Consider the following 14,887-nt stretch of genomic DNA (forward strand, 5'->3'; position numbering starts at 1 on the left):
TGTTAAAGGTGTGCAAAAGATATTCAGAAAAGTTGCTATTTGATTTTTTTCGAGTCATACATAAAATCACTAACGCCGCAATAGGCAATAGTTAATATTTATGATTCTAAATTTATAACATTCATTTAATAAAATTACTTTTTTCCCAAATTTATTCCTATGATAACTAGAGTAAATACTGTTGATAAATTTTCTACTTTTTTATCTATCGTTGATAGCTATAGTTTTATTTTAAAATGGCAAACTGATTCTAAGTTGAGAAAAAATATTGAAAAAATTAGCGATATAAAAACAATCAATACAGAAATTTTAGCATCTGACTTTTTAACAACTTTACGCTTAAATTATGATCAAATTTTACAATATCATTTAACTTCTTATCTTCAAGAAGTTTGTTATTGGGTAACAAAATGTGTTTATTCTCGTCTTAGCAATACTGTTAAATCTTTGACTTTAGAAGATGGTTTTTTAGTCGCCAATGAAGCTACTATTCAACCAGAAAAATTATTAAGAAAATATCAAGTTAATGGAGGTAGTCAAATAACAACTTATGCCCAAAGAAGACTTAAAACTGTTGTACCTGATAAGATATATATTAGTCGAGGTTGGAAATTCTTGAGTAATTGGGGATTATTGAAAAAAATTGCGAAATCTAAACGAGAAAAAATTTTAACTAAAATTGGTGGATTAACGGATAATAAATTGTCAGAATATTTATTAGCTTGGCAATGTTTTGTTGATAACTATATCTCGGCTTCACCTAATAAAAATAAGTCGTTATCTCCTCCTAATTTACAACAACTAAGCATTATGACTCAGCAATATAATTTATTAGCAAAAAAACTGGTAAATATACCATCTAAGTTAACGGTAGAAGAATTTAAAACTAGAGTTGAATTTTGTGGAGAAAAAGCCAGATTATTTGTTAATCCCATTACTATTAACTATGGTGAAGATACCGAATTTTGTAACACTGAAACTCCTCAAGACTATTTAACTAAAATAGAAAAAAAAAATACTGAGAAAGAAATTAATCACATTCTTAATCAGGCTTTTAATGAGATAAATATAGAGTCACAAGCTATTTTTTATCTTTGCCTTGGGTTAGATTTAACTCAACAAAAAACTATTGATATTATTAATAAAACTTACCTCAATTTTATCAAAGAACAATATCAACTCTCACGAGAAATATTAAAAGTCAAAAAATATCTTTTAGATAGAGTTGTTAAGTATCAACTAGGAGAAAAACATAAAATCACTAATGCTAATATGAAACCTTTAATTCAACCTTTAGAACAATGGTTAAGTGAATATATCGAATCACAAATTTTATGGCTATGTCAAGAATCTTATCAACAAATAGATAATGAGCAAAAAAATTCTCTCAAGGAAAATTATCTTCAGTCTTTTTCTGATTCTGATAACGCTTTTATAGAAACTAAAATTTATCCTCAACTTATCGATAATTTAAGAGAACAATTAGAAAGTAAACTTAACCTTAAACTTGGGGATGATACCATAATTAACAATAATCTTAGTTTATGGTTAGAAAAATTTTTACATCAAAATTTTAATCAAATTTATTAATAATACTTTAAAAGTTTTAATTATTTTAGGTTGAGTTGAGGTATCGAAACTTAAAAAACTCCCTTTAAACACCTCAATTATTGTAGGTTGAGTTAAGGTATTGAAACTTAAAAAACTTACCACTTTAATCAAATTTATTTATTAACTTAACTAGAAAATCTAGTAACTATTATGACTAATATACAAATGTTAACTAACACTTATGTCGATGAACTAAAAATTCAATTAAGCGATGAAATTAAAAGGGAAACTTGGCAACAAATTAAACAATTAAGTAATGAAGTCGCTAGTTATCGTGGTTATCTTAATTTATTAGCTAGAAAAACTTTTATTTCTTGGCTTAACTTAATGTTAGAAACCAATATTTTAGACACATGGCAATTAGAAAATAACTTAAGTATTTGGGAATTTGTTAATGGCAACGCTATTGATATTGATTCTAATCGGATTATTTTAATACCTACAGAAACTCAAGATAAAACTGAAATTGATATACCTGAAGAATGGTTAAAAATTCCTGATTGGGTAGGTAATTATTACGTTGCAGTAGAAGTAAATATAGAGGAAAATTATCTCAATTTTTGGGGTTATACTTCCTATGAAGATTTACAAACTCACGGTAAATTAGACTCTTTTAATCATACCGTTGATTTTCCTGTGGAATACTTAGAAAATGACTTAAATTTAATGTGTTTAGAATATGAATATGGTTGGGATATGATACCGCAAATTGAATCTTTACCATTATTATCCCCTCAACAAAAAGAAAATTTATTCAAAGAAATTAAAGATAATTTATCTCCTCGTCTTCTTGGCAACTTTAATCAATGGTTAAGTTTCATCAGCAATAGTCAAACTCGTTATCAATTATTTTGTAGTCGTCAATCCATTAATTTAAGTCAATGGTTTAAGGGCGAAAATGAATCAACTTTAACGAAAGGTTGGCAAACTTTAACCGAATTGATGCAACAATATTTTGTGCCTGATTTTAGTTTAACTCCCGTTTTTTCTTCTCGCTCATTATCTATTGAGAATGCTTTAAATATTTTACAGGAAAATAATGATCAAGAAGTTGTCAATAATATATTAAAAAAAATCAATAATGTAGCTATTAATAGTCATTTTAAAAATGATGTTATTATTGCTTTAGTTAATTTAATCGAAAATAGTGAGGAGGAGGAAATTCGTTGGAATGCTTCTCTAGCTTTAAAATCTCTCAATCCTCATCATAAATTATCAGGTATTTGGCACGGAAAAGTTATCAATTTAGATAAGGAATTAGCCTCTTATAACTTAGGTTTATTAGTTGGTATTTTACCAAAAAAATCTAATAATCATATTGACATTTTTGTGAGAGTTTATTCTTTGAATCAAGATAAGTATTTACCTTCTAACTTAAAATTAAAAATTTTAGACGAATCAGGAACAGTTTTTCAAGAAATAATAACTAAATCTAATGATAATATTATCCAATATAAATTTTGGGGAAATCAAGAAGAAAAATTTACCATAAAAGTTATTGTTAATGATATTTATATTCAGGAAAACTTCTCTATTTAATCGTTATTATATTTGCCATATATTCTTGCCTATTTTCTAAGAGGGAGATAAAATACTTACTATTTATATTAAGTTCGGATAATCAGTTACAATAAAACTTTGCGTCTTTGCGTCTTTGCGAGAAATTCTTCTATAATTATTCAATCTAACCTGATATTATAGCGTAAAGTGAGCAGTGCATCGCCCTATATTTAGTCTTAAATTATTAAAAATCCCAACTAACGCTAATTAGGATTAGTTGTAAAAGTTAACACTTGAGGTGGGGTAGAATCAGGAGGATAAAGAAAATCAACCCTAACTTTTCGAGTTTCTTGAGGTTTTAAATTAAGAGTTAATAAGGGCTTGACAACTTGTCCACGAGACTGTTTAACAGTAATATAACTCTCAGTGGGTAAACTGGCATCATCAAGATAACGAAGTCTTACTAAACCAGAAAAAACGGCAGAAGAATCAGATTTTGAGTCAAAACTTAAAACTTGATTATTTTCTGATTTTAAAGATGTTTCAATGGCTACGGTAACAGTTTTAGGTTGACTATAGGGATTAAATAAAGGTGCAGTTAAATCATAATGAACTCCGTAATTGCCATGTGCTTCATAAGCCGTATCGGGATAACGTGTTAATAAATTAGCGGATTGAATTTGATTAGTACCAAGAGTACTTTTTCTTATGGTACTAATAACGAAGGATAATGATTTACCGTCTTGAGGAATTTTTAAATAATTTTTACCTGAATTGGTTAAATCTGTTTGCCATTTTGTGCCTTGCTGTATTCCAGCGACTCGACTATAAATTAAATTACCCTCTGTTTTTTGTGGGGGTGTTGGAGTTTTATCACGAGGTTTAGCTAAGTCTCCTTTTTCTAGTAATTGTCGCCATTGTGTCAAAGTGGGTGGTTGTATTTTGCCATTACTATCTTTTTTGCCATACATGGCTAAACTGGCAAAATTAATTAAGGCAGGGGTATTACTGCCAATTTCTTTACTCTCAAAACGTATATGACTGGATCTTCCATTTAAGTTACGAGGTAATCCTAGAGTGTCAATGGATTTATTCATAATCAATTTATACTCATTTGGTTGTAACGTTATTTGCGAAGGAAAATAAGAGTCTCTTACTCCTTTTAAAATAGCATCGGAAGCACGACTACCATCTAAAGGATTTTTGGATTTAGAGTTAGGCACTGCTATAATTAAATTACTAGCCGCTTCACTGATATTTAATGAGATAGCTTTCTTATTTGGATTATGGACTAAAAAACCTAAATAAATCGTTTTAGATTCGGGCTGATTAATGATATAGTGATGGTCAAAAAGTTCAAATTTGCCACTTAAGGGATAGCCTAAATGAGCGTGAGGAAATGCTTTTTCTGTAGAAGAAAATGTGGAGAGTAAAATACCTTCATCCCTTAACCATTCAGGACTATTACTATTAATCATCGGAATATTATTTAGTTTACCGGGTAATGGTCGAACTTCTGTGGGGCGATTAATTTTATTATCTACAGGTTTAGTTGTAGGTAATTGTGATAATTGAGTTTTGAGAGGAATATTATCATTTTTTGTACATCCTATTAAGAATAAAAAAGTAAAACTTAAAATTGTGATAAAGGTTAATTTATTGATCATTTTGATTTAGCTATTCAAAATTTATTAGATAGATTCGAGATATAGCACTCTTATGTTTCTCTTGAGATTATGACTCATGAAAAATTTAGAATTTAGAATCAATAACAGATTTAGCATTATTTACTAGTATTTGATTTCTCACAAATGATTTAGAATTGCTATAATTATTTTTTTTTATGATTAACCACTTCGCATTATTTACTAAATTTAATCAAGATTTTGACCAATTTTTACAATTTTCTCTCCCCTCTCCTCCGTCTTATCTTCAACCCCTTATTAATTAAGCATTCTAATACTTCACTCAAGTCTATTTTATAATCCTTTGTACCTTTCTTTATGCCATGAGTGCATTGAGATGAGATAACATCATATCGCTATGAGTTTGGCGATCGCCAGTTTCAAGGCTCTGGGAAAAATAGTGATCAATCCTGCGGAAGTGGCATCTATATCTTACCCTACTTTGATCGATAGGTTAACCAACCTTAGCCAATTTTATTAGTAGTATAACAAAAACCTATAATAGTCTTAGACAGTAACAATGAGGGTGAATTGTCTCGAATATGAATAAACAATTAACGATTAGACATCTTGAATAAGTCGAAAAATAAGGAAACGGAAACCGAGCTCATTTTATTTGTTTAAAATATTTTTCTCAACAAAGTTGGTATAAACATTTCCGGCTAAAAATTCAGGGTTTTCTAAGATTTTACGATGAAAATTAATCGTAGTGGGAACTCCTGTTATAGCACATTCTCTTAACGCCCTTTTCATGCGTTTGATGGCAGTTTCTCGATCTTTACCCCAAACGATCAATTTTCCTATTAGAGAGTCATAATAGGGCGGAATAACATATTCAGGATAAACAAATGAATCCATCCTCACCCCGGGCCCTCCTGGCGGTAAATAACCAATAATCTTACCCGGATTCGGGCGAAAATCATGATCTGGATCTTCCGCATTTATTCTACATTCTATGGCATGACCTCTAATTTCGATCTCTTGTTGACGAAATGATAGCTTTTCTCCCTGAGCGATCGCAATTTGTTCTCGAATTAAATCCAACCCAGTAATCATTTCTGTAACAGGATGTTCTACTTGAATACGGGTATTCATTTCCATAAAATAAAAGTTACCGTATTTATCTAACAAAAATTCTACCGTACCAGCACCCACATAATTAATCGATTTTGCCGCTTTTACGGCAGCTTGTCCCATTTTTTGCCTAATTGTCGGATTTAAGGCGGGAGATGGGGCTTCTTCCAATAATTTCTGATGTCTTCTTTGAATAGAACAATCTCTTTCACCCAAGTGAACTACATTACCGTAACTATCTGCTAAAATCTGAAACTCAATATGACGAGGTAATTCGATAAATTTCTCTATATAAACTCCTGCATTTCCAAAGGCTGCTTCTGCCTCCCCTTGGGCTGCTGCTAATAATCGATTTAAGTCACATTCTTCCTTGACTAAACGCATCCCCCGGCCTCCTCCTCCCGCAGTGGCTTTGATAATCACGGGATAGCCTATTTCTGCTGCTACTCTTGCTGCTTCTTCTTCATCAGTGATTAAACCTTTACTACCTGGAATCGTTGGCACACCAGCATTTTGCATGGTTTTTTTAGCCGTTGACTTATCGCCCATAGCAATTATAGCATCAGGACTAGGACCAATAAATTTTAATTGATGATCAGCACAAATTTGAGCAAAACGAGCATTTTCTGCTAAAAATCCATATCCCGGATGAATCCCCTCCGCACCTCTAGTTAACGCCGCCGAGATAATATTAGGGATGTTTAAATAACTTTTATTGCTAGGAGGTGGCCCTATACATACGCTTTCATCTGCTAATTTTACATGAAGGGAGTTACGATCAATGGTAGAATGAACGGCAACTGTAGCTATACCCATTTCTTCACAAGTATGAATGATGCGTAGAGCAATTTCTCCTCGATTAGCAATTAAAATTTTAGCAAACGGCATTTTTAAACATTAAATCTAATATCTTTCGTATCATATTTGGTTTTGGCACTTATGGCAATTTTACCCTCACAATCTTTAAGGATTTTTTGGTATATTTTTATACATAATGTCAAAATAGCATTAGCAAAATGTTCAAATACCTTAAAAAGAAATTAAAAAATAAAAAAGCCTATCGAATTGCTCGATATATCATCTATAGAGAAACCATCTTAAAACCGATTGATCATTTATGGACTTTTTTAGGTGCTTTTTTTGGAATCTCTCTAATCGGAATAGTTCAAAATTCTCAATTACCATTGTCTGATCATGTATTTTTAATCGGTTCTTTTGGTGCTTCTGCTGTCTTAATCTATGGTGTAACAAATAGTCCTCTTGCTCAACCAAGAAATTTATTCGGTGGTCATTTTATCGGTTCTCTTGTCGGTGTCTGTATTGCTAAAATACTTCCTTCGTCACAATTTATATGGATAGCCTCTGGTTTAGCAGTGGCAATATCTATAGTTTTAATGCAAATATCAAAAACCTTACACCCTCCCGGTGGTGCAACCGCATTAATTGCGATTATTGGTTCAGAAAAAATTAAAACTCTAGGATTTTGGTATATAATTGATCCTGTATTAAGTTCAGTTTTTATTATGTTTATAGTTGCTATTATCTTTAATAATATTCCAGAAGATCGCTCTTATCCTTATCGCAAATAATTATTTATTTTTAAATACTTTGATGCAATCGCTAAAAATCTTGTGATTACCTTACAAGAATTAAAAGTTATACCAGAGATTATAAATGAAGTAGCAAAAATTGTCGGCTCAGTACAACATAGAAATGATGTTCTTAACCGTTAATAATTGTAGAGAAAATACGATGATTCAAGCTAAAAATCCTAAGTTACAATGATTTTATAGTCTTGAATCTTGATTCTTAATTTATGACGACAAATTGCAATCTTAATACATATACTAATGAACAAATTTCAGCATGGTTAAGAGGTTTACTTACTGTAGCTTATGCTGATGGTCATTTTGATCCTGAAGAACAAGAATTGATTGCTAGTTTAACTCAAGATGAGCTTATTCCCTGTACTGATTTAGGTAGTTTAGAAACTATTTCACCCCAAGAGTTAGCTAAGGCTTTAGGAAATGATATTGAGATTAAAGAAAATTTCTTACGCACTGCTGTAATGATGGCGATCGCCAATGGAGTTTATAGTAAAGCAGAAGCTGATACCGTTCATGAATTTCAGTCAGCTTTAGGATTGGATTTAGAGGCTTTAAAATCCTTAGAAGCAACCCTTTGGCATCCAGAAAACGAAAAAACAGGAGAAGCACACCATCCCGATCTTTTAAAACCTGTCAAAAAATGGTTAGATGGTATGGATATACATGATCCTAGAGTCGCTCGTTTTGTTTGTAAAATGATTCCTTCTGATTGCCCTTTTGAGCGAGATATTACTTTATTTGGCCGAAAAATTGTCCATATTCCTCCCATGTGTAAATTAAACCCGTTATATGATCAAATGGTGGGTTTAAGATTTCGTTCTCTTTCTTTTTTAGCAGATGATTGTCAAGAAGATATTACACCTTATTTGTAAGTAATAGTAATAAATTTATATTTGATCTTATAATTACTTAAATTTAACTTTATTATTAAGCCAATTAGTAACTTTACTAGGAAGATTTTTCTTTACCCATTGCCAAGCAATAATTTTAACTAAAGGTTTAGGAGTACGAGATAAAAATTTAGCTAATTTATTCATAGATCGATTGGTAATTTTTTTGTTAATTAAGTTTATAATTCCTATATCATAAAGACCATCAATTATTAACTTAATCGTCGCTTCTTCTTGTAAAGTTAAATTTTCTAAGAGTAAATAAATATCTCTTAATCTTTCCTGTTGAAACGCTTTTTCTTCAGGAGTTAATTCAGGTAACGTCACTATTTTTAAAGATTCTTTTTGACGACTCAGCATCATTAATAATTAGGAATTAGAAATTAGGAATTAGGAATTTTTTAGCTATCAGTTATCAGCTATTAGCTATTATATTTGAATTTTGTAATCAATATTTTCACTATTTTATGCTGACTTGCTGGAATTAGGAGTTAGGAATTAGTAATTAGGAATTAGCAAGAGGTTTAAACCCCTTGTTAGAAGTTAGCAATTAACAGGCAAGATGCCTATTCCACTATTATTAATTACTCATTACTTATTACCTATCAAACTGCTTGGGGTTGTGCTTGGGGCTGGAACTGGAATAGAGAGTACACTACATTTCGGCGAATGTCAATCATCATCTCTAAAAACATTTCGTAGCCTTCTTGTTTATATTCAATTAGGGGATCTTTTTGTCCGTAACCCCTTAAACCGACAGATTCTCGTAAGCCGTCCATTCCTTGTAAATGTTCACGCCACAAGGTATCAATTTGTTGAAGAATAAAAAATCTTTCCGCTTGACGCATTAAGCCCGATTGTAATTGCTCAATTTGATTCTCTTTCAAATCATAGGCTTTATGTACTTCTTCTTGGAGAAAAATCTTCATTTCTGTTACTGTCATGTCTTCTAAATCGTTAACGGTGACATCTTCAAGTAAGTAAATAAATTCTTTGGCTTTGTTAACTAATCCTTCTAAATTCCACTCATCAGGGGGTAATTCAGGATTAACATAAGCATCAACAATTTCATTCATAGTTTGAGATGCATATTGTAATACTTGTTCTTTTAATTCTCGTCCTTCTAACACTCGACGGCGTTCCGCATATATAGCACGACGTTGATTATTCATGACTTCGTCATACTCGAAAACACTCTTACGCGCATCATAATAGAAGGTTTCGACTTTTTTCTGAGCGCCTTCTAAGCTACGAGTTAACATCCCTGATTCAATGGGCATATCTTCTTCAACTCGAAAGGCATTCATTAAACCTGCTACTCTATCACCGCCAAAAATCCGCAATAAATTGTCTTCTAGGCTTAAAAAGAAGCGTGTCGAGCCTGGATCTCCTTGTCGGCCTGCTCTACCTCTTAATTGATTATCTATACGTCTTGATTCGTGTCTTTCCGTACCAATAACGTGCAACCCACCTTTATCTACTACTAACTCATGTTCTTTATCTGTAAGAGCATCGTATTCTTGACGAATAGATTTATACACCTCTCTTAGTTTAAGAATAACAGGCTCATCAGTAGGAGCTTTTTCGGCAGCGATGGCAATTTTTTCTTCAGCGTCTAATTCTGATAAACTTTGTTGCCCATAGGTTTCCACCGCAAATTTTACCGCTTCCTTTAGTTTAGTTTCAGTTTCAAGAGATAACTGACAGGGAAAAATATCGGAGGAAGGTTTCCAGTTTTTCACCTTTTTACCATTATTGTTACCGCCAAAACCTTGCCCTTTAGGGCGTTTATTTATCTCAATACCCGGCACATTTACCATAAACTGATCATCTTCAGGGGTGACAATTTGAGGCATGAAATATTCCCGAATTTTTAATCTTGCCATATAATCTGAGTTACCACCGAGAATAATATCTGTACCACGCCCTGCCATGTTTGTAGCGATTGTAATAGCCCCTTTTCTTCCAGCTTGGGCGACAATTTCTGATTCTCTTTCTACGTTTTCTGGGCGAGCATTAAGAATTTGATGGGGAATTTTTCTTTCTACTAATAATCTTGCTAGTAATTCTGATTTTTCAACGCTAGTAGTACCAATTAATACAGGTCTGCCAGATTTGTGCATTTCATCGCATTCTTCAGCTACGGCTTTCCACTTGGCTACCTCATTTTTATACACCACGTCAGGTAAATCTGCTCGATCAGAAGGACGATTAGTCGGTATAATACTAACTTCTAACTTATAAACTTTCTCAAATTCTGTTTCTTCAGTTTTGGCAGTACCCGTCATGCCTGATAATTTAGGATAAAGTAAAAAGAAATTTTGATAGGTAATACTGGCTAAAGTTTGAGTTTCTTTCTGAATTTCAACCCCTTCTTTTGCTTCAATGGCTTGGTGTAAACCGTCACTCCATCTTCTACCGGCTAAAACTCTTCCGGTAAATTCGTCAACAATAACCACTTCATTATTGCGTACAATATAATTAACATCTGCGGTAAATAATTCTTTAGCTTTAATGGCGTTAAATATATAATGAGCCCAAGGATTTTCTTGATCATATAAATCTTTAACCCCTAACAATTCCTCAGCTTTAGCAAAACCTTCATCAGTTAACAAGACATTCCGGGCTTTTTCATCAACTTCATAATCACCACCGTCACCTTCTTCCTCTTGTTTTTTGAGTAATTGAGCGATTCGTGCTGCCTCCATATATTTTTCCATGGGACGTTCAACTTGCCCTGATATAATCAAAGGAGTACGAGCTTCATCAATTAAAATAGAGTCAACCTCGTCAATGATGCAATAATTAGGCACTCGTTGCACCACTTCGGCAATGTCAGTAGCCATGTTATCCCTTAGATAGTCAAAACCTAATTCACTATTAGTGGCGTAAGTAATATCAGCACTATAGGCTTTCTGCCTTTCTGGGGAAGTCATACCACTTTGAATTAAACCAACACTTAAGCCTAAAAAACGATGAATTTGCCCCATCCATTCCGCATCACGACGGGCAAGATAATCATTAACCGTCACAACATGAACACCTTTTCCTGTTAAACCGTTAAGATAAGCTGGTAAAGTTGCTACAAGGGTTTTTCCTTCCCCTGTTTTCATCTCGGCAATTTGCCCTGTATGTAAAACAATTCCACCTAACATTTGCACATCATAATGACGCATTCCTAAAACTCTAATTCCGGCTTCTCTCACTAATGCAAAAGCTTCTACTAAGATTTCATCTAAGAGAATATCTCTTTCTTCCTGATTTTTCGCTTTGGCGAACATCTCCTTAAAAGAAGAGGTTTTTGCTCTCATTTCATCATCAGTAAATTTTTTAAAGTCTTCTTCTAATAAGTTAATTTCTGTAATCAGAGGTTGTAACTTCTTAAGTTTACGAGCGTTAGGATCTCCGAATAGCTTTTTAAACATACTTATTTTTTATAATATTTCTTTAAATATATCGATTAATCTTTAATCATATCATCAGCAATGAGTAATCAGTAATCGGTAATAAGTAGGTAGCCAGAATTAATTGTGGATTTTATTTTTTCCAAATCCTTGACAACAATGGATTGAAACTCATTGCCTATATACAATTAATTTTGTCTAAGCACTTAGGTAATTGGGAATAAGTAATTAATAATTAATATAGGATATGAAGAATTTACAAGATTTATCATGACTAAACAAAATCAATCTTTACCGACATCGTTTCTTATTGTTACAGCTAAATTTATTTGGAAAAATTTAGGGCAGTTGATGATGTCTAATTTAGCACCGTGTAATGATAAGGGTAGTTATAATCGTACAGCGAGTCAATTTCGTCATCAAATTAATCAAGAAAAAGATAATATTTATACCCCACAAAAAGATCGTTATAGTTTATATGTTGGTATCAGTTGCCCTTGGGCACATCGAACTTTAATGGTAAGAAATTTAAAAGGTTTAGAAGATGTTATTGATGTTAATATTGTGATTCCCGAGGTAAATAAAGGAGGTTGGATAATGAAAAATACCTCCGAAAATTGTCAAACTTTACGACAACTTTATCAACTATCTAAACCTAATTATAAAGGGCGTTGTACCGTGCCAGTTTTGTGGGATAAAAAAACAAAAACCATTGTTAATAATGAAAGTAGTGAAATAATTATTCTGCTTAATAATGAATTTAATAATTTTGCTAAAAATGCTAATTTTAACCTTTATCCTGATGATTTAAAATCGCAAATTCAGGAGTGGAATAACAAAATTTATCATTATATCAATAACGGTGTTTATCGTTGTGGTTTTGCTCAAACTCAGTCGGCTTATGAAGAGGCTTGTCAAGGTTTATTTACTGTTTTAGATGAAATTGAGGCACATTTTGTTAATAATCGTTATTTATGCGGTGATCGCCTAACTTTAGCTGATATTCGTTTATTTACGACTTTAATTCGTTTTGATACAGTTTATTATAGTTTGTTTAAATGTAGTTTAAAAATGATTAAAAATTTTAATAATTTAAGTAGATATTTAGAAGATATTAATAATTTATCAGGAATCAAAAACACCTATGATTTAAAAGTTATTAAACAAGATTATTATGGTAACTTATTTCCTCTTAATCCTAGTGGGATAATTCCTTTATAATTGAGATATAGCAGTCCTAAATAAGTTGTGGTAAATTAAATAATGGGCAACGGGGCATCGGAGGAAACCTGAGTTCGACATAAAATTATCGGTGAAGATGAGACTAGAGGACTAGTGGACTATTCGACTAGGAGAGAATAGACTTAAACATTATTAAAATTCATTTTCGACAATTATTTACTAAACTTAATTCTTTGAGGTGGGTAAAATTTCGTCAACTAAGACTCTTAAACCCTTATTTTTAAAGGTTTCTAACATCGAACTGAGGTGAGCAAGGGGGCAATGGTAAAATCTTCATTCTAAATTCTAAATTTTAAATTCTAAATTTTTGCCAACGGAAATGCGACAAATCAAATAGGATTGCTATAGTATTCTTTAATTATTATTTATTTGTTGCCAAACTTTAATTGTACCATCAACTCCACCCGCCGCCAAAATTTCACCGTTTTTACTTAAAGATAAAGAAAAGACACGGTTATCATCGCCAATTTTTAAATGCCCTAATTCTGTAGCTGTGGCAGGATGCCAAATTTTGATGAAGCCATCAATGCTACTACTATATAACAAGTTGCCATCTGGGTTAAAAATTAAATCCATTACTTGCCCTTGATGTCCATGTAACTGCAATGTAGGCTGAATTTCTAAAAATAAACTAAACATAGTCGAGGGTAAATGCCAAATTTTAATCGAACCATCTGCACAACCTCCAGCAATATATTGCCCTGATTTACTAATAACGATTGAATCCAATGAAGTGACATTGCCAACTAATAAACCTAATTTTCTCTTACCATCCAATTCCCAGATGCTTATAGCACCATCACCACCGCCACTGGCAATAAATCCTGCTTCTTCATGAATGGCAACAGCATTAATGGCACCAGTTTCATCAAAACAACTATGTAATAAACGACCATTTTGTAAATCCCATTGTTTCACAGTTTGATCATAACTACCACTGACAATAATTTGTTTAGTCGGGGCTATTTCTAAACCATGAATTGAACCTGTATGTTGAGTTAAAGTATGTTTAAGGATAAAACGTAAAGAATTTTTTTCTGACTTTAATGACCAAATTTTGACATCTTGATCTAAACTACCCGTAACGATACCATGATCTAAATAATTAAAATCACTAACACCAACACTTAAAACTCCTTGATCTGAAGCTCGAACACTATCTATTTCATACCCACTATCTAATGACCAAATTTTCAAATATTGATCCCAAGAAGCACTTAATAAGTATTTATGATCATGGGTAATAACTAAATCCGTCACAGATTGACTATGGCCGTTAATAATATGAAGACATCGCCAAGCAATTTTCGGAGGTGGCTCAATGTCGTATTCTTGTTTGTGAGTTAAAATATTTTGGTCTGGTAATTTAATCTTATTGTCTGGTGAATTAACGGGTTTACGAGATGATTGAGAGGATTGATAAAGTTGCTCTAAATTTTTAATTCTAGGTTCTAATTTATGCTCTTGGATATAGTCAATAATGCTTGTTAAAGATTTATTTAAACTTTCCACATCTTGCTGTAAACTAGCGATAATTTGATTTTCTGATTTTTCAATATTACTAGAAATTTTTGGAGGAGGACTAAGGGTTTTTTGTTTTTCAATATACTGATCAATTTTACTGTTAATTTCGGTAACTTCTGCTGAAAACCTTTTTAACTGAACATTCAAAGCCCCAGCAATACGACTTTTACTACGATTTTCTGAGCGAAAACGGTTAATAATATTTAAAATAAAAGTAACAATAATAGCAACAAAGAATAAATTATTAGATCCTGAAAAAAAAGAAAGAAATAAGCCAATTATAGTTAATAAAATCCCTAAATATTCTAACCATTCTAACCAAAGTAAAACTATAAAGATCATAATTTATT

10 protein-coding genes are annotated in these 14,887 nt (G+C 32.0%); 5 read left to right on the forward strand and 5 right to left on the reverse strand.

Annotated features, from left to right (window positions below):
* Window positions 1-159 precede the first annotated feature (159 nt).
* The gene (locus FWJ34_RS04040) at window positions 160-1,590 is read left to right on the forward strand and encodes a hypothetical protein (protein WP_308254045.1); all 1,431 of its coding nucleotides are present in this window, start codon (window positions 160-162) and stop codon (window positions 1,588-1,590) included.
* Between the two features lie 171 nt (window positions 1,591-1,761).
* Window positions 1,762-3,150, forward strand: a complete 1,389-nt coding sequence (locus tag FWJ34_RS04045; RefSeq protein ID WP_308254046.1) for a DUF1822 family protein — start codon at window positions 1,762-1,764, stop codon at window positions 3,148-3,150.
* A 224-nt stretch (window positions 3,151-3,374) separates the two neighbouring features.
* On the opposite strand, the gene FWJ34_RS04050 is transcribed toward FWJ34_RS04045, so the two are convergent.
* Window positions 3,375-4,778, reverse strand: a complete 1,404-nt coding sequence (locus FWJ34_RS04050; RefSeq protein WP_308254047.1) for a DUF3370 domain-containing protein — start codon at window positions 4,776-4,778, stop codon at window positions 3,375-3,377.
* 630 nt (window positions 4,779-5,408) lie between these two features.
* Window positions 5,409-6,758, reverse strand: a complete 1,350-nt coding sequence (gene accC, locus FWJ34_RS04055; RefSeq protein WP_308254048.1) for an acetyl-CoA carboxylase biotin carboxylase subunit — start codon at window positions 6,756-6,758, stop codon at window positions 5,409-5,411.
* A 128-nt stretch (window positions 6,759-6,886) separates the two neighbouring features.
* Between accC and FWJ34_RS04060 the strand changes: the two genes are divergently transcribed.
* Window positions 6,887-7,459: an HPP family protein gene (locus FWJ34_RS04060; RefSeq protein ID WP_308254049.1), complete on the forward strand. Its 573-nt coding sequence runs from the start codon at window positions 6,887-6,889 to the stop codon at window positions 7,457-7,459.
* Window positions 7,460-7,686: 227 nt separating this feature from the next.
* Entirely contained in the window at window positions 7,687-8,349 is a 663-nt protein-coding gene (locus tag FWJ34_RS04065; protein WP_308254050.1) for a Mo-dependent nitrogenase C-terminal domain-containing protein, read from the forward strand.
* Between the two features lie 33 nt (window positions 8,350-8,382).
* On the opposite strand, the gene FWJ34_RS04070 is transcribed toward FWJ34_RS04065, so the two are convergent.
* Window positions 8,383-8,730 (reverse strand): hypothetical protein, encoded by a 348-nt coding sequence (locus FWJ34_RS04070; protein ID WP_308254051.1) that lies wholly within the window; start codon window positions 8,728-8,730, stop codon window positions 8,383-8,385.
* 242 nt (window positions 8,731-8,972) lie between these two features.
* Window positions 8,973-11,792: a preprotein translocase subunit SecA gene (gene secA, locus FWJ34_RS04075; RefSeq protein WP_308254052.1), complete on the reverse strand. Its 2,820-nt coding sequence runs from the start codon at window positions 11,790-11,792 to the stop codon at window positions 8,973-8,975.
* A gap of 249 nt (window positions 11,793-12,041) precedes the next feature.
* On the opposite strand from secA, the gene FWJ34_RS04080 reads away from it, so the two are divergent.
* Window positions 12,042-12,992, forward strand: coding sequence for a glutathione S-transferase C-terminal domain-containing protein (locus tag FWJ34_RS04080; RefSeq protein WP_308254053.1), 951 nt, complete (start codon window positions 12,042-12,044; stop codon window positions 12,990-12,992).
* A 375-nt stretch (window positions 12,993-13,367) separates the two neighbouring features.
* Here the strand turns inward: FWJ34_RS04080 and FWJ34_RS04085 are convergent, their stop codons facing one another.
* Window positions 13,368-14,879 (reverse strand): WD40 repeat domain-containing protein, encoded by a 1,512-nt coding sequence (locus FWJ34_RS04085; RefSeq protein ID WP_308254054.1) that lies wholly within the window; start codon window positions 14,877-14,879, stop codon window positions 13,368-13,370.
* Window positions 14,880-14,887: the final 8 nt, after the last annotated feature.

The sequence above is a fragment of the Geminocystis sp. GBBB08 genome, from assembly GCF_016743215.1.
Taxonomy (GTDB): domain Bacteria; phylum Cyanobacteriota; class Cyanobacteriia; order Cyanobacteriales; family Cyanobacteriaceae; genus Geminocystis.

Excerpts from the sequence above, each read along its gene's own strand:
- FWJ34_RS04040 (WP_308254045.1), top strand. The coding sequence starts at position 160 with ATGATAACTAGAGTAAATACTGTTGATAAATTTTCTACTTTTTTATCT.
- FWJ34_RS04045 (WP_308254046.1), top strand. The coding sequence starts at position 1,762 with ATGACTAATATACAAATGTTAACTAACACTTATGTCGATGAACTAAAA.
- FWJ34_RS04050 (WP_308254047.1), bottom strand. The coding sequence starts at position 4,778 with ATGATCAATAAATTAACCTTTATCACAATTTTAAGTTTTACTTTTTTA.
- accC (WP_308254048.1), bottom strand. The coding sequence starts at position 6,758 with ATGCCGTTTGCTAAAATTTTAATTGCTAATCGAGGAGAAATTGCTCTA.
- FWJ34_RS04060 (WP_308254049.1), top strand. The coding sequence starts at position 6,887 with ATGTTCAAATACCTTAAAAAGAAATTAAAAAATAAAAAAGCCTATCGA.
- FWJ34_RS04065 (WP_308254050.1), top strand. The coding sequence starts at position 7,687 with ATGACGACAAATTGCAATCTTAATACATATACTAATGAACAAATTTCA.
- FWJ34_RS04070 (WP_308254051.1), bottom strand. The coding sequence starts at position 8,730 with ATGATGCTGAGTCGTCAAAAAGAATCTTTAAAAATAGTGACGTTACCT.
- secA (WP_308254052.1), bottom strand. The coding sequence starts at position 11,792 with ATGTTTAAAAAGCTATTCGGAGATCCTAACGCTCGTAAACTTAAGAAG.
- FWJ34_RS04080 (WP_308254053.1), top strand. The coding sequence starts at position 12,042 with ATGACTAAACAAAATCAATCTTTACCGACATCGTTTCTTATTGTTACA.
- FWJ34_RS04085 (WP_308254054.1), bottom strand. The coding sequence starts at position 14,879 with ATGATCTTTATAGTTTTACTTTGGTTAGAATGGTTAGAATATTTAGGG.